Source organism: Massilia sp. BKSP1R2A-1, assembly GCF_050586525.1.
Lineage (GTDB): Bacteria > Pseudomonadota > Gammaproteobacteria > Burkholderiales > Burkholderiaceae_D > Telluria.
Window position 1 is genome coordinate 506000 of sequence record NZ_JBOBRE010000001.1, and the last position, 24276, is coordinate 530275.

General features: G+C 71.1%; 20 protein-coding genes and 1 pseudogene. 10 read left to right on the forward strand and 11 right to left on the reverse strand.

Annotation, left to right across the window (positions count from 1 at the left end; translation table 11 throughout):
• Positions 1 to 4 precede the first annotated feature (4 nt).
• Together ACQ7JA_RS02275 and ACQ7JA_RS02280 are read left to right on the forward strand one after the other, a co-directional pair.
• Positions 5 to 490, forward strand: coding sequence for a universal stress protein (locus ACQ7JA_RS02275; RefSeq protein ID WP_430894282.1), 486 nt, complete (start codon positions 5 to 7; stop codon positions 488 to 490).
• Positions 491 to 535: 45 nt separating this feature from the next.
• On the forward strand, positions 536 to 1690 hold the full coding sequence (locus ACQ7JA_RS02280; RefSeq protein ID WP_430894283.1) for a GGDEF domain-containing protein: 1155 nt from the start codon (positions 536 to 538) through the stop codon (positions 1688 to 1690).
• Here ACQ7JA_RS02280 and ACQ7JA_RS02285 read toward each other — a convergent pair.
• Positions 1675 to 2385, reverse strand: coding sequence for a helix-turn-helix domain-containing protein (locus tag ACQ7JA_RS02285; RefSeq protein ID WP_430894284.1), 711 nt, complete (start codon positions 2383 to 2385; stop codon positions 1675 to 1677). The two genes, ACQ7JA_RS02280 and ACQ7JA_RS02285, sit on opposite strands and share 16 nt — an antisense overlap.
• 92 nt (positions 2386 to 2477) lie before the next feature.
• Here ACQ7JA_RS02285 and ACQ7JA_RS02290 point away from each other — a divergent pair, with 92 nt between their 5' ends.
• Complete coding sequence (locus tag ACQ7JA_RS02290; RefSeq protein WP_430894285.1) at positions 2478 to 5045, forward strand: cation-translocating P-type ATPase; 2568 nt, start codon at positions 2478 to 2480, stop codon at positions 5043 to 5045.
• Positions 5046 to 5048: 3 nt separating this feature from the next.
• Here the strand turns inward: ACQ7JA_RS02290 and ACQ7JA_RS02295 are convergent, their stop codons facing one another.
• Both ACQ7JA_RS02295 and ACQ7JA_RS02300 read right to left on the reverse strand, forming a co-directional pair.
• Positions 5049 to 5636, reverse strand: coding sequence for an NAD(P)H-dependent oxidoreductase (locus ACQ7JA_RS02295; protein ID WP_430894286.1), 588 nt, complete (start codon positions 5634 to 5636; stop codon positions 5049 to 5051).
• Entirely contained in the window at positions 5633 to 8329 is a 2697-nt protein-coding gene (locus ACQ7JA_RS02300; protein ID WP_430894287.1) for a GNAT family N-acetyltransferase, read from the reverse strand. The genes ACQ7JA_RS02295 and ACQ7JA_RS02300 overlap by 4 nt, the downstream gene beginning before the upstream one ends.
• A 224-nt stretch (positions 8330 to 8553) precedes the next feature.
• Between ACQ7JA_RS02300 and ACQ7JA_RS02305 the strand changes: the two genes are divergently transcribed.
• From ACQ7JA_RS02305 to ACQ7JA_RS02315, 3 genes are read left to right on the forward strand one after another with little or no spacing between them, the layout of a single operon-like run.
• Positions 8554 to 9024 (forward strand): hypothetical protein, encoded by a 471-nt coding sequence (locus ACQ7JA_RS02305; protein ID WP_430894288.1) that lies wholly within the window; start codon positions 8554 to 8556, stop codon positions 9022 to 9024.
• A gap of 39 nt (positions 9025 to 9063) precedes the next feature.
• Complete coding sequence (locus tag ACQ7JA_RS02310) at positions 9064 to 9900, forward strand: universal stress protein (protein ID WP_430894289.1); 837 nt, start codon at positions 9064 to 9066, stop codon at positions 9898 to 9900.
• 33 nt (positions 9901 to 9933) lie between these two features.
• Entirely contained in the window at positions 9934 to 10989 is a 1056-nt protein-coding gene (locus ACQ7JA_RS02315; protein ID WP_430894290.1) for an NAD(P)-dependent alcohol dehydrogenase, read from the forward strand.
• A gap of 13 nt (positions 10990 to 11002) precedes the next feature.
• On the opposite strand, the gene ACQ7JA_RS02320 is transcribed toward ACQ7JA_RS02315, so the two are convergent.
• The gene (locus tag ACQ7JA_RS02320; protein ID WP_430894291.1) at positions 11003 to 11500 is read right to left on the reverse strand and encodes a universal stress protein; all 498 of its coding nucleotides are present in this window, start codon (positions 11498 to 11500) and stop codon (positions 11003 to 11005) included.
• A 57-nt stretch (positions 11501 to 11557) separates the two neighbouring features.
• On the opposite strand from ACQ7JA_RS02320, the gene ACQ7JA_RS02325 reads away from it, so the two are divergent.
• Positions 11558 to 11851 (forward strand): hypothetical protein, encoded by a 294-nt coding sequence (locus ACQ7JA_RS02325; RefSeq protein ID WP_430894292.1) that lies wholly within the window; start codon positions 11558 to 11560, stop codon positions 11849 to 11851.
• 201 nt (positions 11852 to 12052) lie between these two features.
• Here ACQ7JA_RS02325 and ACQ7JA_RS02330 read toward each other — a convergent pair whose 3' ends face one another.
• From ACQ7JA_RS02330 to ACQ7JA_RS02345, 4 genes and pseudogenes are all read right to left on the reverse strand, one after another.
• Positions 12053 to 12838: a lipid-binding SYLF domain-containing protein gene (locus ACQ7JA_RS02330; RefSeq protein ID WP_430894293.1), complete on the reverse strand. Its 786-nt coding sequence runs from the start codon at positions 12836 to 12838 to the stop codon at positions 12053 to 12055.
• Between the two features lie 222 nt (positions 12839 to 13060).
• A complete protein-coding gene (locus ACQ7JA_RS02335) occupies positions 13061 to 14839 on the reverse strand; it encodes a PHA/PHB synthase family protein (protein WP_430894294.1) in 1779 nt (592 codons plus the stop codon).
• Positions 14840 to 14857: 18 nt separating this feature from the next.
• Positions 14858 to 15697, reverse strand: coding sequence for a universal stress protein (locus tag ACQ7JA_RS02340; RefSeq protein WP_430894295.1), 840 nt, complete (start codon positions 15695 to 15697; stop codon positions 14858 to 14860).
• 352 nt (positions 15698 to 16049) lie between these two features.
• Positions 16050 to 16163, reverse strand: a pseudogene (locus ACQ7JA_RS02345) (hypothetical protein); the annotation flags it as partial.
• Positions 16164 to 16542: 379 nt separating this feature from the next.
• On the opposite strand from ACQ7JA_RS02345, the gene ACQ7JA_RS02350 reads away from it, so the two are divergent.
• A complete protein-coding gene (locus ACQ7JA_RS02350; protein WP_430894296.1) occupies positions 16543 to 17160 on the forward strand; it encodes a hypothetical protein in 618 nt (205 codons plus the stop codon).
• Here the strand turns inward: ACQ7JA_RS02350 and ACQ7JA_RS02355 are convergent.
• Positions 17144 to 19189 carry a TonB-dependent receptor gene (locus tag ACQ7JA_RS02355; protein ID WP_430894297.1) on the reverse strand — a complete coding sequence of 682 codons (2046 nt, stop codon included), beginning with the start codon at positions 19187 to 19189 and terminating at the stop codon, positions 17144 to 17146. The two genes, ACQ7JA_RS02350 and ACQ7JA_RS02355, sit on opposite strands and share 17 nt — an antisense overlap.
• Before the next feature lie 157 nt (positions 19190 to 19346).
• Here ACQ7JA_RS02355 and ACQ7JA_RS02360 point away from each other — a divergent pair, with 157 nt between their 5' ends.
• Both ACQ7JA_RS02360 and ACQ7JA_RS02365 read left to right on the forward strand, forming a co-directional pair.
• Entirely contained in the window at positions 19347 to 20483 is a 1137-nt protein-coding gene (locus ACQ7JA_RS02360; protein ID WP_430894298.1) for a DUF1624 domain-containing protein, read from the forward strand.
• Positions 20484 to 20590: 107 nt separating this feature from the next.
• On the forward strand, positions 20591 to 21667 hold the full coding sequence (locus tag ACQ7JA_RS02365) for an RDD family protein (protein ID WP_430894299.1): 1077 nt from the start codon (positions 20591 to 20593) through the stop codon (positions 21665 to 21667).
• On the opposite strand, the gene ACQ7JA_RS02370 is transcribed toward ACQ7JA_RS02365, so the two are convergent.
• Both ACQ7JA_RS02370 and ACQ7JA_RS02375 read right to left on the reverse strand, forming a co-directional pair.
• On the reverse strand, positions 21668 to 22438 hold the full coding sequence (locus ACQ7JA_RS02370) for a slipin family protein (RefSeq protein WP_430894517.1): 771 nt from the start codon (positions 22436 to 22438) through the stop codon (positions 21668 to 21670).
• An 863-nt stretch (positions 22439 to 23301) separates the two neighbouring features.
• Positions 23302 to 24270 (reverse strand): lysozyme inhibitor LprI family protein, encoded by a 969-nt coding sequence (locus ACQ7JA_RS02375; protein WP_430894300.1) that lies wholly within the window; start codon positions 24268 to 24270, stop codon positions 23302 to 23304.
• Positions 24271 to 24276 lie beyond the last annotated feature (6 nt).

The following is a 24276-nucleotide window of genomic DNA, read 5'->3' on the forward strand; positions in this document are numbered from 1 at the left end:
CCACATGTACCGCCGCATCCTGGTCCCGACCGACGGGTCCCCCGTGTCCGAGCTGGCCGCCGACGCCGCCATCGACTTCGCGCGCGCCTGCGGCAGCGAGATCGTCGCCCTCTCCGTCGCCGTCCCCGAGCCGGCCTTCCAGTCGCTCGAGGGCGCGGTGCCCTGGGACCCCGGGCTGCAGATGGACCTGATGATGAAGCAGGCCGAGGAATTCGCCAATGCCCTTGCCGGACGCGCCAGCAAGGCAGGGGTGCCCTGCACGACGGTGGCGAGCTGCGCGCTCGACCCGGCCGAAGCGATCGGCGACGTGGCGCGCGAGCGTGGCTGCGACCTGATCGTCATGGGCTCGCATGGCCGGCGCGGCCTGAGCCGCCTGCTGGCCGGGAGCGTGACCCAGGGCGTGCTGGCCTATGCCCCGGTCCCGGTGATGGTGCTGCGACCGCCGCTGGAAGAGGGCGGAGCCGGCCGCCGTCCCGCGGCCCCGGCCTGAACGGGCGGCAAGGTGCGCTTCGGAAAGGGAGCCGCAGCCTTGCGCATGGCGGCGCGACAGGACCACCCGCAAGACAGTGGGGCAGCCGGCGCGGGCTGGCGGCCGGGCGCCCTGGCCGACCGGCTCGCCGGCAGGCTCGACCCGGATGCCGAGCGGGAATTCGGCCAGACGCTGGACCGCACCCTGTCCGACGCGCTGCCCGCCCTCGGCCTCGTGTTCGGGATCGGGGTCCTGCTGTTCGGCGCCTGGGACTACTGGATCGCTCCCGCCCTGGCCTCGACCACCATGGTGGTCCGCCTGTCGCTGGTGCTGCTGGGCGCGCCCGGCTACTTCGCCTGGCGCGGACGCTTCCCGATCGCCTGGCGCTGCGCCCTGGTCTACATCACCCATGCCGGCGCCATGGTCTACAGCTCCGCGCTGCTGCCGGGCGGCCTGGTGCTGGCGATGCCGGCGATCACGGGCGCGATGTTTCCCCTGGCCCTGGTCGAGCCGCGCCTGCAACGCCTGGCCGGGCTCGTGCTGCCGCCTTCGCTGCTGTTCCTGTTGCTGGGGGCGGTGGTGCTGCCGCCCACGGTGTTCGCCAGCTGCGCCCTCATCTATGCCCTGGTGCTGGTACTGGTAACCGCCGTTGCGCTGTTCCAGGGTCGCCTGCTGCGCGCCGACTTCCTGGCCGAGCGCGCGCTGGCCTGGACCGCCCGCCACGACAGCCTGAGCGGCGTGCTGGCGCGCGGCTATCTGGTCGAGCTGGCCGGGCACGACCTCGCGCTGGCGCGGCGCTATGGACGCCCGCTTGCCATCGCCATGCTCGACATCGACTATTTCAAGCGCGTCAACGACCGCTGGGGACACGCGGTGGGCGACGCGCTGCTGTGCGCGGTGAGCCGGGCCTGTTCCGCCCAGCTGCGCGCCAGCGACTACTTCGGCCGTGTGGGCGGCGAGGAATTCGTCTGCGTCATGCCCGAGACCGGGGAAGCGGAGGCCCTGGCCTGCGCCGAACGCATGCGCCTGGCGGCGGCCGCCATCCGGCTGGAGACGCCGGACGGCACGGTGGCCTGCACGATCAGCCTCGGCGTGGCCGCGCTCGACCCCGCCCATGCCGACTTCGGCGCGCTGCTGGCCGCCGCCGACGCCGCGATGTACCGGGCCAAGGCCACGGGCCGGAACCGGGTCGAGCTGGCGCAGGGTCAGGCGGGCGAATGATGCTCCCCAGGCGTTCGCAGCAGGGCTTCGAGGCGGTCGCGCCGCAGCAGCGCGATGTCGCGCCCGTCCACGGCAATCCAGCCGGCCTTGCGCAAGCGCGCCAGCTGCCGGCTGACGCTCTCGATGGTCAGTCCGAGATGGTTGCCGATGTCCGCCCGCGACATCGGCAGGTGCAGATGCCCGGCGGGCAGGCCATCCTGCGCCTGGCGCGCCGACAGGGCCAGCAGCAGGCTGGCCAGGCGTACGCCGGCGGGCAGCCTGGCCTGCAGCAGCAGCGCTCCCTCGCGTGCGATCTCCATGCTCATCGCGGCGTGGAAACGCTGCATCAGACTTGGCGTGCGGAGCAGAGCCGCCTGCAAGCCGGCATAGGGGATCTCGCAAACTTCGCTGAAGGTCAGCGCCACCGCGCTGCAGGCGTGGCGTCCAGCGCCGATGGCTTCCAGGCCCAGCAGGTCGCCGGCTACAGGGAAGGCAGTCACCTGCTGCTGGCCACGGTCGTCCGCGCGCGCGACCTTGAGGTGGCCCGTACGCACGGCGTACAGGAAGGCGAAGGGCTGGTCGCGCCGGAACAGCGCTTCCCCCTGTGCCAGGCGGCGCCGGCAGCCGGCCAGGCCGGCGTCGCTTGCGAGGCAGCGGCCACGCGCAGGGCAATGCGCGCAGCCGTGGGCGTCCTCGTGGATCGTCACGTCGTTCATCGGACTTCCCCTTGCGGCCGTCGCAGCCGTCTGGGCCAGTATCCGCCAAAGAGAGGCGCCGATCAAGTGCCGGCACCGCCCCGGAGGAAGCAATGAAGCAGGAAGCCGGGGCATTCGGGCTGGAAGGGCTCGACAGCGCGGAGGCGGCGCGGCGCCTGGCGAGCGACGGCCCCAACAGCCTGCCGGATGCGGGCGGACGTCGCTGGGGCCGGATCGCCCGCGACGCCGCCGGCGAACCCATGTACCTGCTGCTGGTCGGCGCGGCGACCGTCTACCTGGTGCTGGGCGAGCCGCTCGAGGGCGCCTTCCTGTTCGGCATGGTGCTCCTGATGCTGTGCCTGACGCTGTACCAGGAAGGACGCACCGAGCGCGCACTGAAGGCCCTGCGCGACCTGGGCGCGCCGTCCGCCCTGGTGTGGCGCGACGGGCACGTGCAGCGCCTGCCGGCCAGCGAGCTGGTCGAGGGCGACCTGGTCGAGCTGGGCGAGGGCGACCGGGTGCCGGCGGACGGCCTGCTGCTGGCGGCGTCCGGCCTGCTGGCGGATGAATCCCTGCTGACCGGCGAATCGGTCCCGGTCGGCAAGCTGGCGGCGCCGCAGGGCGCGCCGGCGGCCGCCCCGGGCGGCGCCGGCCTGCCCTGGGTGTATTCCGGCACCCTGGTAGTGCAGGGCCACGGCCTCGCGAGCGTCAGCGCCACCGGCGTGCGCAGCGAGATCGGGCGCATCGGCGCCGCGCTCGGGCGCATCGTCCCGCCGCGCGGCCGCCTGCAGCGCGAGACGGCGACACTGGCGCGGCGCCTGGCCGTCCTGGGCGGCAGCGTCAGCGTGCTGCTGGTCGCCCTGCTCATCGTGCGCGGCAGCGCGCCGCTGCAGGCGCTGCTGGCGGGGATCGCCCTGTCGATGTCGATGCTGCCGGAAGAGTTTCCCGTCATCCTGACGGTATTCCCGGCGATCGGCGCCTGGCGCCTGGCGCGCAGCCAGGTTCTCACGCGCCGGCTTGCGGCGATCGAGATCCTCGGCTCCACTTCGGTGTTGTGCGTCGACAAGACCGGCACCCTGACCGAGAACCGGATGGCGGTCGCGCGCCTGTGGCGCGACGGCGCCGTGCACGAGGCCATGGGCGATGCGGCGCTGGCGCCCGCGCAGCGCGAACTGCTGGCCTGCGCGCTGCGCGCCAGCCGTCCGCCCGGCAGCGACCCGATGGAAGCGGCCTTCTGGCGCCTGGCCGGCACGGCGCTGGGCGATGGCGGCGCCGTGCCCGCGGGCTGGCGGATGCTGCACGAGTATGGCTTGACCCCGCAGCGTCCGGCCCTGGTGCATGTCTGGGAGGGCGGAGATGGCCGTATCGTGGTCGCGCTGAAAGGGGCGCCCGAGACGGTGGCCGCGATGTGCCGCCGGGCGCACGGCGGGCCGGCGCTGGAAGCGGCGCTCGAGGCGGCGGCGCGGATGGCGGCAGATGGCCTGCGCGTGCTGGCGGTGGCGCGTACCAGCTTGCCCGTGGCCGCGGCGGCATGGCCGGAGGACCCGGCCGAGCTCGAGCCGGAACTGCTCGGCCTGGTCGCCCTGGCCGACCCGCTGCGGCCGGACATTCCTGCCGCCGTGGCGGCATGCCGCGTGGCCGGGCTGCGTGTCGTGATGATCACCGGCGACCATCCCGAGACCGCGCGCGCGATCGCGCGCCAGGCCGGGCTGGGAGCCGCGGATGGCGGTCCGGAAGGGGTGCTGGGGGGCAAGGAGATCGATGAACTCGACGATGCGGCGCTGGCGCAGCGCCTCGCGCGGGTGACGGTGTGCGCGCGCATCGCGCCGCAGCAGAAGCTGCGCCTGGTCCAGGCGCTGCAGCGCGGCGGCGCCGTGGTCGCCATGACGGGCGACGGCGTCAACGACGCCCCGGCCTTGCGCGCGGCGGACGTCGGAGTGGCCATGGGCCTGCGCGGCACCGACGTGGCGCGCGAGGCGGCCGAACTGACCCTGCTCGACGACCGTTTCGCCTCGCTGGTCGAGTCGATCGCAGCGGGGCGGCGGATTTTCGCCAACATGCGCAAGTCGATGTGCTACGTGATGGCGATGCACGTGCCGATCGCCGGCATGGCGCTGCTGCCCGTGCTGCTGGGCTGGCCGGTGATGCTCTATCCCCTGCACATCGTGTTCCTCGAGCTGGTCATCGACCCGGCCTGCTCGCTGGCTTTCGAGAACGAGCCGCCGGAGCCGGACCTGATGCGCCGTCCGCCGCGCGCGCCGGCCGAAGCGCTGTTCGGCCGTGCGGCCTTTGCGAGCGCGCTGCTGCAGGGAGGCTGGGTGCTGGCGCTGGCCGTGGCGCTGTACGGCTGGGCCTTGTCGTGGCTGCCGGAACCGCAGGCGCGCGCCTCCGCCTTTGCCGGGCTGGTGCTGTGCAACCTGGCGCTGCTGCTGTCGAATCGCCAGCGCGACGGCGTCGGGCGCACGCTGCGCGCCGCCAATCCGGTGTTCTGGGCGATCGCCGCAGGCGCCGTCGCGCTGCTGGGGCTGGCCGTCTATGTGCCGGCCGCCGCCGGCCTGCTGATGCTGGCGCCGCCGCCGCCCGCCGCGCTGGCGGCCGCCGTCGCCGTGCCGCTGCTGGGGCTAGCGGGCCTCGAACTGCGCAAGTGGCTGGCCGCGCGCACGGCGCCTCGGCGCGCCTGAGCTTCAGGCCGCGCGCGCCCCGAGGCGGGCCAGGCGCGCGCACCAGCGCGCCACCCGTTCCGAGGGCATGGCGCCCGCCATGCCCACCACCGTCGCCGCCACCGGCCCGATGCCGACGAAGGCGAGGATGTTGCGGCGCAGGAGCTGCAGGGCATGGGCGCGGTAGAACAGGCGGTAGAAGGGCGCCGGCATGCCCATGTTGACGACCACGCGCGCGCTGCGTCCCCCCAGCAGGCCGGCCTTCATGGGATTGGCCGGTGTGCGTGCAATCGCAAAGCCCGGACGCAACACCTGTTCCAGGAAGCCCTTCAGGCGCGCCGGCATGTCGCCCAGCCAGAGCGGGAAGACCAGCACGATGTGCTCGGCGCGCCCGATCGCCTGCTGCGCCGGCAGCAGCTCGGCCGGGACCGCTTCGTTCTGCCACGCGCCGGGATCGGACAGCAGCGGCACGGGCAGGCGCCCGGCGTCGACGACGTCGACGCTGTGGCCGGCCGCGCGGGCGACGTCGGCATAGGCCTCGGCCAGCGCATGGCACAGGTGCCGGTGCGCGCCGTCAGGGTGGCCCTGGATGATCAGGATGCGCTTGCTCATTGCGTCTCCGGAGGAAGGTCGAAGCGGCGGCGCATGCGCACCATGCCGTCCGGCGCGTTGTCGAGCGTGAAACCGAGGCTGGCCGCGAGCGCGTGCATGCGTGCGTTCCCGGACAGGGCTGCGCCCTCGACCAGGCCGACGCCGCGTGCGGCGCAGTAGTCGAGCAGGCATTGCATCAGGAGGCGCCCCAGGCCCCGCCCCTTCAGGTCGGAGCGCACCGTCACCGCGAATTCGCCGCGCTCGCCGTCGGGATCGAACACCACCCGCGCCACGCCCAGGGTCTCGATGCCGCCGCTTGCCGGACGGGTGGCGATGAAGGCCATTTCGCGCGCGTAGTCGATCTGGGTGAAGCGCGCCAGCTGCTGTGGCGAGAGTTCGCGCATCATGCCGAACATGCGCATGTGCACGTCTTCCGGCGTGAGTGCGCGAAAGAAGGCCACGTGGGCCTGGGCGTCCTCGGGCCGGATCGGCCGGATCGTCAGCGGTCCGAGCGCACTGTCGACCTGGCGTTCCAGCTCCATCGGATAGGGCAGGATGGCCAGCCGGGCGCTGCCGTCTTGGCCGGGGGGCACCGGCGCCAGGCGCAGGCGGGCGTCCAGCGCCACCACGCCTGCCGCATCGGCCAGCAGCGGATTGATGTCGAGTTCGGCCAGCTCGGGCAGCTCGGCCGCCATCCGGCCAACCCGGACGAGCACGTCATACAGGGCGTCCAGGTCGGCGGGCGGCTGGCCGCGGTAGCCGGCCAGCAGGCGCGCCACCCGGGTGCGGCCCACCAGTTCGGCCGCCAGTATCCGGTTCAGGGGCGGCAGCCCGACCGCCTGGTCGGCCGTGACCTCGACCGCGATGCCGCCCTGGCCGAACAGCACCACGGGCCCGAAGACCGGATCGACCGTGAGGCCGACGATCAGCTCCAGCGCGTGTGGCCTGCGGGCCATGGCCTGCACCGTAAAGCCTCCCATGCGGGCCTGCGGACGCAGGGTGCGCACGCGCGTGCTCAGCGCGTCGATCGCCGCGTTCAGGGCACCCTCGTCGGCCAGGTCGAGCACCACGCCGCCGACCTCGGTCTTGTGGACGATGTCGGGCGACAGGATCTTGAGCGCCACCGGATAGCCGATGCGGCATGCCGCCGCGAGCGCACCGGCGCGGTCGGCCGCGGTCTCGGTCGCCAGCACCGGTATGCCGTAGGCGGCCAGCAGCGCCATGGCGTCGGCGTCGCCGGCCTCCAGGCGGCCGGCGGCGAGCAGGGCGTCGACCCGCGCGCGCGCGGCCTGGGTGCCGGGCACGGACAGCTCGGCGGGGCCGGGCGCCTGCACCAGCGTCGCCGCATTGCGCCGGTAGTCCACCAGCTGCTGGAAGCCCTTGACCGCCTCTTCCGGGGTATCGAACACCGGCGCTCCGGCCTCGATGCTCAGGCGGCGCGCCTCGGCCACGCTCGGGCCGCCCAGCCAGCAGCACAGCACCGGGCGCCCGGCGCCCTGGATGAGCGGCAGCAGGGCGGACGCGATCCCGGCGCTCGGCACCAGCGCCGTGGGTGCGTGGATCAGGAGCACGGCGTCGACCTCGGGCGCGTCGAGCAGGATCGACAGGGCGTGGCGATAGCGGTCGGCCGGCGCGTCGCCGACGATGTCGACCGGATTCGCGCGCGGCCATAGCGGCGGCAGCACGGCGTCCAGGCGCGCCAGGGTGTCCCGTCCGAGCCGCGCGGGTACGCCGCCGGCGTCGATCAGCGCATCCAGCGCCATCACGCCCGGACCGCCGCCGTTGGTCAGGATGGCCAGGCGCTCGCCCCTGGGCGGGCGGACCCGCGCCAGCATTGCCACCGCATCGAACAGTTCGGCCGTGGTGTTTACGCGCAGCATGCCGGCGCGCCGGATGGCGGCGTCGTAGACCAGGTCGGAACCGGCCAGCGCGCCGGTATGGCTGAAGGCTGCGCGCGCCGCCTCCGCCCCGCGCCCGGACTTGACGACCAGGGTCGGCTTGGCGCGCGCCGCCCCGCGCGCCGCGCTCATGAACTTGCGCGCATGGCGCACGCTCTCCGCGTACAGCAGGATGGCGTCGGTGCCCGGATCGGCGGCGAGCCAGTCGAGCAGGTCGCCGAAATCGACGTCGCTGCCGTCGCCCAGCGAGACGAAGCAGGAAAAGCCGATGCGGCGCGCGGCCGCCCAATCGAGCACGGCGGTGACCAGGGCGCCCGACTGCGCCACGAAGGCCAGCCGGCCGGGCAGGGCGCCGCTCGGGGCGAAGCTCGCGTTCAGGCCGATGCCCGGAACCAGCAGGCCCACGCAGTTCGGCCCCAGGATGCGCAGCAGCCAGGGCCGGGCCGCCTCGAGCATGGCCTGGCGCAGTGTGACGCCCGGGGCGCCGCCCGGCATCGGAGCGTCCAGGCCCGCGCTCAGCACGATGGCGGCGCGGCAGCCGGCTGCGCCGAGCTCGCCTATCAGGCCGGGCACGGTGGCGGCAGGCGTGCAGATGACCGCCAGTTCCGGCACGCCGGGCAGCCCGGCCACGCTGGACCAGGCCTGGCGTCCGTCGACCTCGGCATGGCGTCGGTTGACGGGCCACAGCGCGCCCCGATATCCGCCGCCGGCGAGGTTGCGCCAGACGGTCGCGCCGACACTGCCCGGGCGGTCCGAGGCGCCGATCACAGCCACGGAGGCAGGGGCGAACAGGTGCTGAAGGTTGCGGATGCTCATTGATTGTCCCGTCGTTGGCCGGCCGGACCAGCCTAGCGAAGCGGGCAACGCTTTGTTTGACTCAGGTCAAATCTTTAACGAAAGGTTCGCTCTATCTCTTGTGCTATTTCCATACAAAAAACTTGGACGCGAACCTTGGCATTTTGATGTGGGTCAAACACATGGGCGTGGGCAGCAGGGAGACTGCCTGCTCGACTCGCGTTCGATTCCCGAAAGGCTTCGCCATGGTTTCTCGTCCTTTATCAGTCCAGGGCCCGCACACCGTCGTGCGGGCGATGGCGCACGCGCGCAACGCCCTGCTGGCGCGCGTGTGCGCCGCCGGGCATACGCCCGACGCCGCCTTTCCCGCCGCCTTCGGCCACCTTGCCGCAGCCGTCGAAGCAGCTTTCCGCAAGGAGGAAATCCAGATGGAGGCGATCGGCTTTCCCGGCGTGCGCGAGCAGCGCCGCGACAATGCGCTTCTCCTGAACGCCCTGCATCACGCCGTGCCGCGGGTCGAAGCGGGCGACCTGGCGCTTGGACGCGAGGTCGTGGCAGCGCTGCCCGCCCTGCTGTCGCTGCACCGCTTCTGCGGCTTGCGCGTGCTGGCCACGGCGCGCCGTACGGTGCTGGCCCTGCGCCGCGGCCGCGCGGCCGGTCCGCTTGCAGCCCGCGCCCGTTTGCCGGCGACGGTGAGGCCGCCGCACCACGCCTAGCGCGCCATCGGGCCGTTGCCATCGACAAGGAGGAACACCATGAGCTACAGGACAATTGTCGTGCACGTGGACGAGTCGCGCCATGCGCCCAAGCGCATCGGGCTCGCGGCGCGCCTGGCCGGCGAGCACGACGCCCACCTGGTCGGCGTGGCCGTCACCGGGATCTCGCGCGAGGTCTTCCCGCACGGCTACCACACAAGGCCCGGCAGCCTCGAGGCCAGCTACTTCGAGCCCCTGCGCGAGGCCGCGTCCCGGGCCCTCGAGGCCTTCGGCGTGCTTGCAGCCGAGGCCGGGGTCTCGTACGAGAAGCGGCTAATATGCGACCTGGCCAGCGAGGCGCTGGCGCGCATCGGCCGCTTCGCCGACCTGGTGGTGGCCAGCCAGGACGACCCGAGCGAAGCCCTGGCGGACACCATCGGGCGCATTCCCGAGTACGTGGCCTTCACCTGCGCCCGTCCAGTGCTGCTCGTTCCCTGCGCGCCGGTGATGCATGGCATGGGACGCCACGTGCTGGTGGCCTGGAACGGCAGCAAGGAGGCATCGCGCGCGCTCGTCGCCGCCTTGCCCGTGATGCGGCGCGCAGTGCGCGTCACGGTGGTCGCGTTCCGGCCGTCCGGAGAGGCCGATCCGGACGAGCCGCAGCAGCAGGCGGACCTGGCCGCCTTCCTGGCGCGCCATGAGGTGCAGGCCGATTTTCTGGTGCTGGAGCGCCACGTCGACGGCGGCCGGGCCCTGCTCGAACTGGCCCAGCGGGAGGTCTACAACCTGCTTGTCATGGGCTGCTACGGCCACTCGCAGTTCCGCGAGCTCTTCCTGGGCGGCGTCACCCGCACCCTCCTGCATGACGCGACCCTGCCGGTGCTGATGGCGCGCTGAAGGCACGGCCCCGCATACACGAAAGGACTGGCAATGGACACGATGAAGGCGGCGGTTTTCAAGGAAGCGGGGCGGATCGTCCTGGAGCACCGGCCGGTGCCGCGCGCCGGGCCGGGCGAGGCCGTGATCAAGGTGACGATGACAACCATCTGCGGCACCGACGTGCACATCCTCAAAGGCGAGTACCCGGTCGCGCCCGGCCTCATCGTCGGACACGAACCGGTCGGCACGATCGCCGAGCTCGGCCCGGGAGTGGAGGGCTTCCGTCTCGGCCAGCGCGTCGTGGTGGGCGCCATCACGCCCTGCGGCCAGTGCCATCCCTGCCTCGAAGGCCACCAGTCGCAGTGCGGCGGCCATGCGATCGGCGGCTGGCGCTTCGGCAATACCATCGACGGCTGCCAGGCCGAGTACGTGCGGGTGCCCTTTGCCACGGCGAACCTGGCACCGGTGCCCGACGGCCTGAGCGACGAGCAGGTCCTGATGTGCCCCGACATCATGAGTACCGGCTTCGGCGGCGCCGAGAACGGGGCGATCCGCATCGGCGACACGGTGGCCGTGTTCGCCCAGGGACCGATCGGCCTGTGCGCCACCGCCGGCGCGCGCCTGCGCGGGGCCAGCCGCATCATCGCGGTCGACACCGTGCCCGAGCGCCTGGAGATGGCGCGGCGCCTGGGCGCCGACCATGTCGTCGACTACCGGCGCGAGGACCCGGTCGAGGCCATCCTCGCGTTGACGGGCGGCCAGGGCGCCGACGTGGCGATCGAAGCGCTCGGGACCCAGCAGACCTTCGAGAGCTGCCTGCGCGCACTGCGTCCCGGCGGTACCCTGTCGAGCCTGGGCGTTTACTCGGGCAAGCTGACCCTGCCGGTGGATGCCTTCGCGGCCGGCCTGGGCGACCACAGGCTGGTCACCACGCTGTGCCCCGGGGGCAAGCACCGCATGCGGCGCCTGATGAACATCGTCGCCTCGGGCCGGGTCGACCTGCGGCCACTGGTGACGCACCGCTTTCCGCTCGATCGGATCGAGGAAGCCTACGAGTTGTTCGCGGCCCAGCGCGACGGCGTGCTGAAGGTGGCGATCCTGCCGTGAAAGGTACGATCGTTCAGCTTGCCGCTTCCTCGACGAAATCGGGCGGCGCCGCTTCGCGCGGGTCGCGCAGCAGCAGCACCGGGATGGACGAGTTGGCCAGCACATATTGCGCGACGCTGCCGGCGAACAGGCGGTTGGCGTCGTTCGGGCCATGCGTGCCCATCACGATCAGGTCGCAGCCATGGGCCTGGGCGACGCGCAAGATCTCCGGCCCGGGGTTGGAGGCCAGCGGCGTTGCGCTGTCGCAGGCCACGCCACTGGCGTCGGCGATGCGCCGCACGGTGGCGACGTGGGCGCGCACCGCGCGGCGGACGCGCTCGAACTCGCGTTGCGCGTCCGTGGCCTCGGACCCGGCCGCGTCCGCGCCCTCGGGCACCGAAAAATGCGGTTGGGCGACGGATACGGTCACGATCCGTCCGGCGCCGCTCCGGGCGAGCTGGACGCCCATCTGGGCGGCGCGCACCGCCAGGTCGGAACCATCGGTGGCGATACAGACTCTCTCGAGGAACATGGCAATGGCTCCCTGGTCGATGAGTGGACAGCATTTCGGTTTCCCATGATGGACGGTTTGACCAAGATCAAATTCTGGGCGGATGAAAGCGGACGCAGCGGCAGCCTGCGCCTGGGCGCGCTGTCCGGCTGGCGCCTCGGCGCCGCGCTCGTGCTGCTGCTCGTCCTGCTGGTCATCGGCGCGGTGGCGGGGCCCTGGCGACTTGGCGGCGCGGACGGTCCGCCGCCGGGCTTTATCAGCGGCAACGGCCGGACCGAGGCGATCGGGATCGACGTCGCCACCCGCCTGCCGGGACGCCTGGCCGAGGTGCTGGTCGATGAGGGCAACATGGGTGGTGCTGCCCTCCCTTAGCGCGGATTCGCCGGCGATCACGCCGGCATTGTTGATGGCGGCGGCCATGCTCTCTCCGGATGGCGGGAATCCGGGCTCGAAATAGCTGAGCGTGCCTCCTGTGTACAGGAAAGCGGTGCGCGGCCCGCCGAGGTCGGCGCTGGCCGCCGTTCCCGTGACCTGGCCGGCATCGTTGATGCCGGCGCCCCGGCACCGGAAGGGTCAGTCGCTGGCCGTTGTGGTAGCCTGGTTGCCCAGGGCTGCCCGCAGCGCCTCCGCCTGGGGATCGGGCGCCGCGCTGTCGATCGCCTCCTGCGCCGTGAGGGGTTTGCCGTAGTGGGCATGGGTGAGCCGCTGGTTGTAGCGGATGTTGTTGACTGCGACCGTCAACGCGTTGCCGAACAGCCCCTTGCCGCCCGACCAGGCGACGACGTCGCCGGCGGTCGAGCCCTGCTTCATGCGCGCGAAGTTAACCACGGTCAGGCCGGTGTCGGCGCTCAGCGAGAAATTGTTACGCTTGCGGAAGTGGTCCACCGCCTTCTGGTTCATGAGCAGCAGGGCGATCGGGCCGCCTTCGGCGCCGGCCTGCAGCCCGACGCTGAGGCCGCCCATGGTGAAGAAGGCGGGGTTGCTCCAGCCGCCGTCGGTGCGCCGGGTCATCAGCACGCCGGAACCGCCGGCTGCGCCGACGCCGAGCGCGGCGCGGCCGTAGACGGGAACGATATACGCGCCGCGCGCCATGCGCAGCAGCTCGGCCAGGGCCGGCGTGGCGGACATGGTGCGGACGACCCCGGCGGCGTCGGCGAGGCGCCGGTTCGCCGCCTCCTTGCGCTGGGCGCCGGTCTCGCCGTCCTGGGGCGCCGCCGGGCTGGGCTGGGCCCCCGCACGCCCGTCCTGGGCCGAGGCGCCGGGCATGGCGGCCAGCAGGAGCAGGGACGCGGCAAGGCCGCGTAGCGCACGGCCTGGCATGGGACGGCGCAGGAGAGTGTCCGGCTCGTGGGTGATCATGGCTATTCTCCTTCTTGTTGGTCGTCGGTGCAGCGTAGTCCCTTGAACGCCCCGGTGTTTGAGATCGCTCAATCGCGTCCGGCAGGGAGAAGCGGGCTTCAGTGCTGGCTTGCCCATGGTGGTGCGCGCCCCGGGATGCGCGGCCGGAGGCCGCGTGACGGCACCGCCACTCGGCGTTGCGAACGGTCCGGGGGCTGCCCATCGTCTCTACCGGCGCGCGCCTCACGGCTCGAGCACATAGTTGCCGGGTGCGGCGGGGCCGGCCACCGGCGCCGGCGGGTCGGTCAGGGGCCCGGCCTGGCGCGCCAGCCAGCTTTCCCATGCCGGCCACCAGCTTCCCTCATGCAGCGGGTTGCCCGCCTGCCAGGCGTCCGGCCCCTGGTAAGGCGCCTGGTGGGGGTGAACCGAGACCTGGTAGCTGCGCCGCGGCATGCCGGGCGGCGACACCACGCCGGCATTGTGGCCGCCGGAGGTCAGGAGGAAAGTCACCTCGGTATCGGACAGGGGAATGATCTTGTACACGGAACGCCAGGGCGCCACGTGGTCGGTCATGGTGCCGACCGCGAAGATGGGCACGTGGATGTCGGTCAGGGCGATCGGGCGTCCGTCGACGATGTAGCGCACGCTGGCGAGGCGGTTTTTCAGGAACAGGTTGTGCAGGTATTCCGTGTGCATGCGGCAGGGCATGCGGGTCGCGTCCGCGTTCCACGACGCCAGGTCGTTGTCCTTGTCCGGGATGTCGAGCAGGTAATGGCGCAGGCGGCGCGACCAGACCAGGTCGTTCGAGCGGAGCAGCTGGAAGGCGCCGGCCATCTGGCGCGTGTCGAGGTAGCCCTGCTGCCACATCGCCGCTTCGAGGAAGGCGACCTCGCTGTCGTCGATGAAGAGCGAGAGTTCGCCCGGCTCGGTAAAGTCGACCTGGGCCGCGAGCAGGGTCATGCTGGCGAGGCGCTCGTCGCCGTGGCGCGCCATGGCCGCGGCGGCGATGGCCAGCAGGGTGCCGCCGAGGCAGTAGCCGCAGGCGTTGATGCGATGTGCGCCGGTCTGGGCCGCGATGGTGTCGAGGGCCGCCATCACGCCCAGCTGGCGATAGTCCTCGAGCGAGAGCTCGCGGTCTGGTGCATCCGGGTTTTTCCAGGAAATCATGTACACCGTGTGTCCTCGTTCGACCAGGTAGCGCACCAGGGAATTGTGCGGCGACAGGTCGAGGATGTAGTACTTCATGATCCAGGCCGGCACCACCAGCAGCGGCGCGGCATGCACCTGCGGGGTCTGCGGGGCGTAGCGGATCAGCTCGACGAGGCGGTTCTTCATCACCACCGTTCCGGGCGTGAGCGCGACGTCGCGGCCGGGCCGGTAGGCGACCGGGGCGGCGGCCCCCGCCAGCGTCCGGCGCAGGTCGCCAATGGCGCGCAGCGCCCCGTGCACCAGGTTTTCGCCGCCGCGCGCCAGCGTGACGCCCTGGGCCACCGGGTTGGTGGCGATGAAGTTGGAGGGCGCCATGCTGTCCAGCAGCTGGCGCGCGACGAAGGTGACGACGTCGGAATGGTGGGGCGAGACCCCGCGCACCCCGCTGGTGGCGCGGTGCCACCACTTCTGGGTCAGCAGGAAGCCCTGGCTGATGCCGCTCCAGGGCCAGGCATGCCAGGCCGGGTCGCTGAAACGCTTGTCCTGGGCCAGCGGGCGCACGGCTTCTCCGCCATTGCCGAGCACCGCGCCGGCGCAGTAGCGCAGCCACTCGGCCCAGTCGGTGGCGGCCTGGATGCCGAGCTCGACCTGCTTGGCCGGCGACAGCAGCAGGTGAGCGGCCCAGTCCTGCCAGGCTGCGCCCAGCGCAGCCGGGGAAATATGGCCGGTCAGGCGGCCCAGCCAGGCGTTGAGCGCCAGGTCGATGTGGGCGTGCTCGATGCGGGTTTCCGGGTAGCGCGGGCGGATGCCGCCCTGCCAGGCGCTGGCCTCGCGCCGCTGCTCGCTGGGCGGTATCTCGTTGCGCACGTTCATGTCGGCCTCGCGGCGCACTCAGTGGGCAAGCAGCAGTGGCACCGGGGCGCGCTCGAGCAGCTCGCGGGTGGCGCCGCCCAGCATCCATTCACGATAGCGGCTGTGGCCGTAGGCGCCGGCCACGATCAGGCCGGCGCCACTGTCGCGCGCGACGCCGATCAGGGCGTTGCCGGCCGTCGCCCTGCTGCGCTCCACGACCACGTCGACCTTCACCCCGTGGCGCGCCAGGTACAGCGCCATGTCGGCGCCCGGTTCTTCGCCGTGCAGCCCCGAGAGGGTATCGGGATTGACCAGCACCAGCTTGACGCTCGCCGCCCGGCACAGGAGGGGCAGGGCGGCGTCGAGGGCGCGCAGGGCCCGGCTGCCGCCGTCCCAGCCGGCCACCACGGTGCCGTCGAGCGCTTCGTCGCCGTAGGCTTCCGGAACCAGCAGCACGGGCCGCACGCCGTTCAGGACGAGGTGGGCGGGCAGGCCGCGCGGCGTGGACGGCGCCGCATCGCCATGCGGCGGGTCCTGGCTCAGCACCAGCAGGTCGGCGTAGCGCGACTGCAGCAGCAGCGCGTAGGCGGGATCTTCCTCGGCCAGCCGCGCTTCGAAAGAAACCAGGCCCAACCGTCCGGCCTGTTCGGTAAAGGCATCGAGGCGCTGGCGGGCGTTCGCGCGCAGGGCGTCGAGGTCGACCACCGGCACCGGCGGCGAGACTGCGCCGGCCAGCAGGGCCAGGTCCACCCAGGAGATGCCCGTGGAGGCGCTGCCGACCAGGTGGGCCCCGTGCTCGATGGCCAGGCGGGCGCCCGCGCGCAGCCGGCTTTCCTGGCGTGGACTTCCGTCGACATGGACGACGATGGTCTTGATCATGGCTGTGCCTTTCAGGTCTGGGTGTGGCCGGATGGACGCCCGTGCGCCCGTTCCAGAACGATCCGGCCTGGCGTGACTGATGTGTTTGACCTGGATCAAATTCGCCGCCTTGCGGCGAACAGCGCCGCCACCAGCAGCAATCCCGCGCTCCAGAGGAGGGGCGCGTCCGGCTCCGGCACCGGGCTGAGCAGTGCGGGCATGCACTGGAACGCGTCGTCGATCCGGCAGGCCAGGGAAGCAATCTGGCGTCCCTCGTTGCGCCCACCGCCTGGCCGGCGTCGTTGATGCCGAACGCATCGCTGCGGCCGCCACTGAAAGCCCCGAGGTCGCGCATTTGCCCGTTTGCATGCAGGAAGGCGTGGTCGTGGCCAAGGCAGATGGCGAACGCCCCGGCTACCTGTCCGCTGAATTTGATGGCGCGCCGAGGTCCTGGATCGTGCCGCCGCAAAATATCGCGGCGCGCCACTGGCCCGGGGAAAGCTGGTGCTGTCCGGTGACCTGGCCCGCGTTGTCGATGTCGGCCGAGTAGTCGTGCGGCGTGCCCAGGAAGCGCAGGGGCGGTGTGGCGCCCGGCGTCCGCACCGCGGCCCGGATCGCGCGGTCGGCGTTGAACCCATTGCCCGCGATCTGGCCGAGCTCGTTGATCCCCTTGGCCTAGTCGAGACGCGGGATCAGGGTCATCTCATGGGCCAGTTGCTGGGCCTGCGCAGCGGGCCGCCAGCAGCAGCGGCACGAACAGGAATTTTTTTGATGGGCATGGCAAGCCCGCGTTCGATAAATCTGCTTAGACCCCACCGCGCCGAAAACGAGCGCTGAAAGTCGTCGCGGGGATTTCGCTGTCAAAGTTGCGCAACGGCTTCGTCGACGATTTTGCGCCACCGCAGAGCGGCGCCGGCGACATCAACGAAAAAGGCCAGGTGCTGTTCGACCATGCCCCGGAAGGTGTCGCCTACCGCGCTGCCGTGTACAGCGGCGGCGGCCTGCACGACTTGCCGCGCTTCGCGGGCAACTACGTGTCCGGCCGCGCCATCGACGACGCCGGCTGGGTGACCGGCCACCTCACCACCGCCATCGGGCGCTACCATGCCTATGTCTATGACGGCGGCACGGTCACCGACCTGACGCCCTGGTCGGTGACCAGCTTCGGCGTCGACATCAACAATCTCGGCCAGGTGGTCGGTACGGTCGACGGCCGCGCCCTCCTGTACGAGGACCGCACATTGATCGACCTGAACACGCTGATCGATCCCCAGGCCGACCTGCTGCTGACGGAAGCGCTCGCGATCAACGACCGCGGCCAGATCCTGGCCCGGTCCTGCGACCGCGCCGGCGTGTTCTGCTATGACACCATGCTGCTCGATCCGGTGCCGGCGGTGCCGGAGCCGGCGCATTGGACGACGCTGGCGGCGGGGCTGGCAGTTCTGGGGGCGGCACGGTGGTCGCGCGTCAGAGCCGGACGTTGAGCGAGAGATAGGCAGCGCGGCCCGGTCCGGACGAGAAACTGGGCTGGGCTTGTGCCGCCGGCCAGAAGAAGTTGTCGTACCAGGCGTACTCGTACCGGCGGTCGGCGAGGTTCTTGATCTGTAGATCGATGCTGGTGCGCTTCGACAGCTGGTAGCGCACATTGGCGTCGAAGAGCACGAAGCCGCCATACTTGCCCGCCGTGTTCGGGCTGTCGATGTAGTAGTCGCCCTGGGCGCGGCCCTGCAGGCCGAAGCGCCAGGCATCGCCCGCGCGGTATTCGAGCCCGGCATTGCTGATGTGGCGCGGGGTCGAGAACACTTCCTTGCCGGCGAGCGAAGCGCCGTCGGCGGCGAAGGCGCGCGTTACTTCGGCCTTCTGCAGCGAGTGCGCCACCCACAGCTCGAGGCTGTCGCCGACGTGGCCGGACAGCTGGACGTCCACGCCTTCGCGGCGGGTCTCGCCCAGGCCCACGGTGGTGCCGGTGGCCGGCATGTTCGCCACTTCATCCGTGGCGTCCTGGCGCCACACCGCCAGGCGCAGGTCGGCCTGTTGCGCCGGCTTGAACTTCACGCCCAGCTCCTTGCCGGTGTTGATGGAAGGGGCGAAGCGGGCCTGGCCTGGCGTCAGGTAGGCGGGGGCGCCGGCGCCGGTGAGCACCTGGAAGGTGCGGCCCCAGTTGGCGTACACGTTCAGGTTCTCGATCGGCGTGTAGACCATGCTCAGCTTGGGCTGGCGGATCGTTCCGTAGTCCTGCAGCGCGGCGCGCCGGCCGGTCGCACGGAACAGGTTCTCGCCCGAGAAGCGGTCCACGCGCAGGCCGGGCACCAGCTTGAGCTTGTCGCCGAGGCGCACGATGGCCTGCAGGTAGGCGCCGACGTTGTTGAAGCTGTAGCGCTCGTCGTTCTGGGTCTGGGCCGGCGTCGAATAATCGGTCGGCAGGGCGTAGCTGAAGCGGTAGCGCTGGTAGCCGTTGCGCTGGCGCTCTGTGCTGGCGCCGCCGTCGAGCGTGATCCGGTCGTTCAGGCGCCAGGTGAGGGTAGAGATGAACCCCGTCTGCTCCTCGTCCCAGATGCGGCGCTGGCGCGGGGCGGTGCCTGCCGGGTTGCTGGTGAAGGTGACGCGGCGGTCGTCCTCGTAGTTGTTGAAGTAGAGCTTGTTGCTCCAGAAAGCGTTCGGCGTGATCTGCCAGTCGAGGTGGGCGCTGGCGTGGTGCATCTCGCGCTCGCTGCGGTCGTTGGCGTTCTTCGCCGGCGACTGGCGGCGGTCGGCGCGCAGCTCGCTGGCGGTCAGGAAGCCCGGTTCGCCGGCATCGTGGCGGTAGCTGCGCAGCACCAGGCCGCCACGCAGGGTATTGTCCGCCGACGCTAGAAACCACTTGCCGCCCAGCGAATATTTATCCGAACCGCTGCCGCGGTATTCGTCGGTGTCCTGTTTCGCAAGGAAATAGTTCTGGGCGAAGCCCTTCGATTCGCGGCCCAGCGCCAGCTGCACTTCGCGGGTGTCGAAGCTGCCCAGGGTGAAGCGGGCGTCCGTGTAGTTGCCGCCCTGGCGGGTGCCGAAGTTGATGTTGCCGCCGATATTGTGCAGGCCGTAGCGCGGGTCGTTGGTGCCGCGCACGACCTCGATGTAGTCGACTTCGAGCGGGAAGATCATGTCGATGAAGCGCTGGTTGCCGCTGTTGACGTTGCTCGGCACGCCGTCGATCAGCACCTTGATGCCGTTGATATAGCCTTCGCCGTTGAAGGCGCGGAAGGTCGCCTTGCCGGATTCGGCGCCCATGCGGGTTTCGGTCAGCTGGATGCCGGGCAGCTGGCCGATCAGCTCCCAGCTGTTCATCACGTTCTCATCCTCGACCTTGTCGGCGCCCAGCACGTCGACCGAGGTCAGCACCCGGTTGCTCGCCAGCGGCCCGCCGGCGCGCTGGGCGCTGACGCGCACTTCGCCCATGACGATCACCGGATCGTCGGCCCAGGCGGCCTGTGCCGGCAGGAGGGTGGCGAGGAGAGCGGGGAGGAGCTTGCGTTTCATTTCTGCGGAAACCTTTTTTTGTGAGGGCAAGGGCGGCAGTAGCCGGCTGGACTCTAATGATAGGGCATTATCATTTAGATGACAACGATAATGATAAGTTGTTCTCAATTAAGGCCGGAACCGGTATGCTTCGGCTTTTGCTTCTTTCGCCTCACGCATGCACGCACCATCGCTCCTCCCCACACGCCGGCGCATCCTCAGCATCGACGCCCTGCGCGGCCTCGTCATCGTCTTCATGCTGGTCGACCATGTTCGCGAAACCTTCCTGCTGCACCTGCAGGTCGGCGACCCGATGGATGTCGCCACCACCCCGCCCGCGCTGTTCGCCTCGCGCCTGCTGGCCCACCTGTGCGCGCCGGTCTTCGTCTTCCTGACCGGCCTCTCGGCCTTCCTCTACGCTGCGCGCCAGGGGCAGGGCGGGGCCGCTTCCTTCCTCGCCAAACGCGGCCTCTTCCTGGTCGCGCTGGAACTCACCGTGATCAACTTCGCCTGGACCGGCGCCTTCCCGCCCACGGTGATCTACCTGCAGGTGATCTGGGCGATCGGCCTGTCGATGCTGGCCCTGGCCTGCCTGGTGCGCCTGCCGCGCGTAGCCCTGGTGGCGATCGGGCTGGCGATCGTGGCCGGTCACAACCTCTTCGACGCGCTGCATTTCGCCCCCGGCCACCCGCTGCACGGCCTCTGGGCGGTGCTGCACGACCGCGGCTGGCTGGAGATCACGGACTCGCTGCGCGTGCGCACCTCCTACCCGGTGCTGCCCTGGATCGGCATCATCTGCCTCGGTTACGCGAGCGGCCCCTGGTTCGGCGCCGGCTTCCCCGCGGCCGCGCGCCAGCGCCGCCTGCTGGCCTGGGCGGCCGGGCTGCTCGGCGGCTTCGCCATGCTGCGGGGCCTGAACTGTTACGGCGACCGCCCCTGGGTGGCCGGCGCGACTGCGCAGGAGACGCTGATGAGCTTCTTCAATGTGACGAAATACCCCCCTTCGCTGCTGTTCACGGCCCTGACGCTCGGGATCGGCCTGCTCTTGCTGGTGCTGCTGGAGCGCCGCCACGGCCTGCTTGGCGAAAAGCTGTCCGTGCTCGGCTCGGCGCCGATGTTCTTCTACATCCTGCACCTCTATGCACTGCGGCTGCTCCACGCCGCCCTGTCGGCCCTTGGCATGGCGCGCTTCGAGGCGGTGTGGCCGGTCTGGACGCTCGCATTGCTGCTGAGCCTTGCCCTGTTCCCGGCGGTACAGGCCTTCGCCAGGCTCAAGGCGCGGCGGCGCGATCTCGCCTGGCTCAAGTACCTCTGATCCTGCAGCGCCTGTGACCATTCGTGAGAATCCGCCTGTGACCGCCCGATATACTGCTGGGCACGGGCGCCACGTATGCATGGGGCAGGTGCGCATTGGGAGATGGTATGGAACAGGGATTGCAGCACGAGGACGGGATCGTCCTGGAGAAGAGCGCGCCGGCGCCCGGCGACGAAGCGCCGGCCCTGGCGGAGGCCGGACCGTGGCGGCGCTGGTTCGCCCGCCTGTTCGACCTGTGGTGGGAAATCCTCGTGGTCGCCGTCACCGGCGGCGTCGTGATCGGCCTCATCTGGCCTGCCTTCCTGATCTGGATAGAGACGCCCCTCGGCTCGAAGATGGCCACCCTGGCCTGCGTGCCGCTGGCCCTGCTGCTCGATGCCGGCGTGACGGCAGCGCTGGGCAACACACCCGGCAAGGCGCTGCTGGGGCTGCGCGTCGGATTGGCCGAAGGCGGGACGCCCGGCTTCGTCCAGCTGTGCCGGCGCAACCTGGGCGTGTGGATCGCCGGCCTCGGTCTCGGCCTGGCCCTGATCAGCCTGCTCACGATGGCGCGCCAGCTGCGCCGGCTCAAGGACGGCGGGCAGGCCAGTTATGACGACGACGAGTTCCGGGTCCGGGCGCGGCCGATCGGCTGGGCCAGGCGGGCGGGCTTCTGCGCCGCTTTCCTCGGGCTGTTCGTGCTGATGGCAAGCCTGGAGACGTGGAACCGCGAAGACCTGTCCGAGACCGCCGCCCGCAACGCCGGACCTTCCTTCCAGTGGACCAATCCGGGCACCGGACGCACCGTCAGCGTGGCGCCGCAGTGGAGCTACCGGGAAACCGAATCCGACGATGGCGTCGCGCTGCACCAGTTCACGCAGTACAGCGAGCACGCGGTGGTGATCCTCTCGAGCGAAGACGCCGACGGCAGCACCTTGCCGCAGTATGCGCGCAACTGGATCGGCAGTGTCGCCGACACCTTCAGGGTGCAGCCAGGGAGCTTCGCCGCCTTCCGCGGCCAGCCTGCCTGGAGCGCGGCCGGCAAGCACCGCGACCAGGCCATGGGTGTCCGGGTGCGCGTGGTGCAGGCGGACGGGAAGCTGTGGCGGCTCATCGTGGTCCAGTCCGACCCGGCTGCCTACACCGACGACCTGGTCGACGTGCTCGCCGGCCGCCTGTGGGACTCGGTGCTCAGCGCGCCCTGATCAGGCCCCATCCTTGCGCGGCGCCAGCGTGAGGCCCGCCAGCACATCCATCGGCAGCGGGAACACGATGGTCGAGGACTTGTCTCCCGCGATGCTGCCGAGGGTCTGCAGCGTGCGCAGCTGCATGGCGCCGGGCTGCTGGGCCAGCACGAATGCGGCCTGCTGCAGTTTTTCGGAGGCCTGCAGCTCGCCCTCCGCGTGGATCACCTTGGCGCGCCGTTCGCGTTCGGCCTCGGCCTGGCGGGCGATCGCGCGGATCATGGATTCGTCGAGGTCGACGTGCTTGATCTCGACGTTCGCCACCTGGATGCCCCAGGCATCGGTCTGGGCGTCGAGCACCTGCTGGATGTCGAGGTTCAGGCGCTCGCGCTCGGCCAGCATCTCGTCCAGCTCGTGCTTGCCGAGCACGGCGCGCAAGGTGGTCTGGGCCAGCTGGCTGGTCGCTTCCAGGAAGTTCGCCACCTGGATGATGGCGCGTTCCGGGTCCACCACGCGGAAGTAGATCACGGCATTGACCTTCACCGACACGTTGTCGCGCGAGATCACGTCCTGGGTCGGCACGTCGAGCACGATGGTGCGCAGGTCGACCCGCACCATCTGCTGCAGTACCGGGATGACGATCACCAGGCCCGGCCCCTTCACGCCCCAGAAGCGCCCCAGCTGGGACACCACGCCGCGTTCGTACTCGCGCAGGATGCGGATCGCCGACACGAGCAGGGCGAGCAGCAGGAAGAAGAGCGCCGCGAAACCGAGGCCGAGTCCGGGAATCATGGGCTGTCCTTTCCGTTCGCGGGCACCACGTCCAGGGTCAGGCCGCTGCGCCCGACCACCCGCACCGTCTGTTGCGGGCGCAGCACGGCGCTGCTGACGCGTGCGCAGCGCCAAGCGGGCGGTGGCGGACAGCAGCAGGACGCTGGCGACGGCCAGCGGCACCAGCAGGCCCAGCGGAATGCCGTAGCCGGGCAGCTCGGTGTCGATCAGCATGAGGGCGCCCGCGACGAAGGCGGCGATGCCGCCCAGGCCGAGCACGCCGAAGCTGGGCAGGAAGGCCTCCATGCCCATGAACACGAGGCCGAGGGCGATCAGGGCCAGGCCCGCGTAGTTCACCGGCAGCAGCTGCAGGGCGCAGAGTCCCAGCAGCAGGCAGATGCCGCCGATCACGCCCGGAGCCACGGCGCCGGGATTCATGAATTCGAACACCAGGTCGTAGATCCCGATGGTCATCAGGAGCAGGGCCACGCAGGGAGTGGTGAGCGCCGCCAGCGCGTCGGTGCGCCAGTCGGGGACGAATTCGGCGACGTGCGCGCCCCGGGTCGCCAAGGGCCGATCCTGGCCCAGCACCGCTACGGTGCGGCCGTCCAGCTGTTCGAGCAGGCTCGCCACGTTCGGCGCGACGAGTTCGATCACCCGCAGCCGCAGCGCTTCGTCGGCGCTGATGCTGAGCGACTCGCGCACGGCGCGTTCGGCCCAGTCGGCATTGCGGCCGCGCAGCTGGGCCAGGCTGCGCAGGTAGGCGGCGGCATCGTTGAGGGCCTTGCTGCGCATGGCGGATGCGCTGTCCTGGCCTTCGCCGCCGGACGCCTTCCTGCCGGCCTCGGGCTGGGGAGAGGACAGGCCGATCTCGACCGGCGTGGCTAGCGCAGCTGTTCGAGCAAACCTTCGAGCATCGCGATGCGCTTGCGCGTGAAGTAGGCGCGCCAGGCGTTCGGCGCCACCTGCGGGTACTTGACCTTGCCGAAGGCGACCCAGGCGTCGCGGTAGGCCAGCCAGGCGCGCTGGGTGCGCTGGATGCCCTCGAAGCGGATGGTGCCGAACCTGGGCTCCGGCAGGGCCTTCAGCTGCCGGTAGACGGCGTTCAGGCGCGCGTCCAGGCGGGCGAACCCGGCATCGCTGTCGCGGGGCAGCGCGCCCTTCTCGAAGGCGGCGACCGCGAGCCGGAAGTCCTCGCGCTGGCGGGCCTCTTCCGCGATCGTGAAGGCGGCGCGCGCCGTGCCGCTCAGGTCGACCTCCTCGACGCTGCGCAGGTCGAAGAAGGCGCCGGCGCGGTTCTCCAGGCTGGCGAAGGCCTGCTTTTCGCGGGCGCTCCAGGGCGCGACCAGCCTGGCGAAACCGGCGCCGCGTTGCTGTTCCTTGAGCTGGTGCGCAACCGAGGCGCACCAGCCACCCATATAACCGCTGGTGGCGTCGTCGCAGACGTCGATCGGCCGCTTGTTCCTGCCTGCTTCCATTTCCGCCAGGTGTTCCAGCCGGCCCGCGACTTCCGCCGGGGCCCCGCCCGCTTCGCAGGCCGCCTTGCGCGCAAGGGTGAAATCGCGCGCCACGCCCTGGCCGTTCGCATAGACCATCATCAGGACGCCGCGGTCCTCGCGGAAAGGCTGGTCGTCGCCCGGGCTGGCGAGGGCGCACTGCCGGGCGCGCACATGGTCGACCGGCGTGCCGATCCCGTAGTACAGCTTGAGCGCGGAGCAGCCGGCCGGCCCGCCTGGTCCGGCGGCCGGATAGGCGGTCCTGCCCAGCGCCTGGCACTGGGCTTCGTAGGAGGGGGCGGCGAAGGCGCCGCCGCACATGGACAGAAGCAGGAGGGCGATGGATGCGCGTGTCATGTCCGC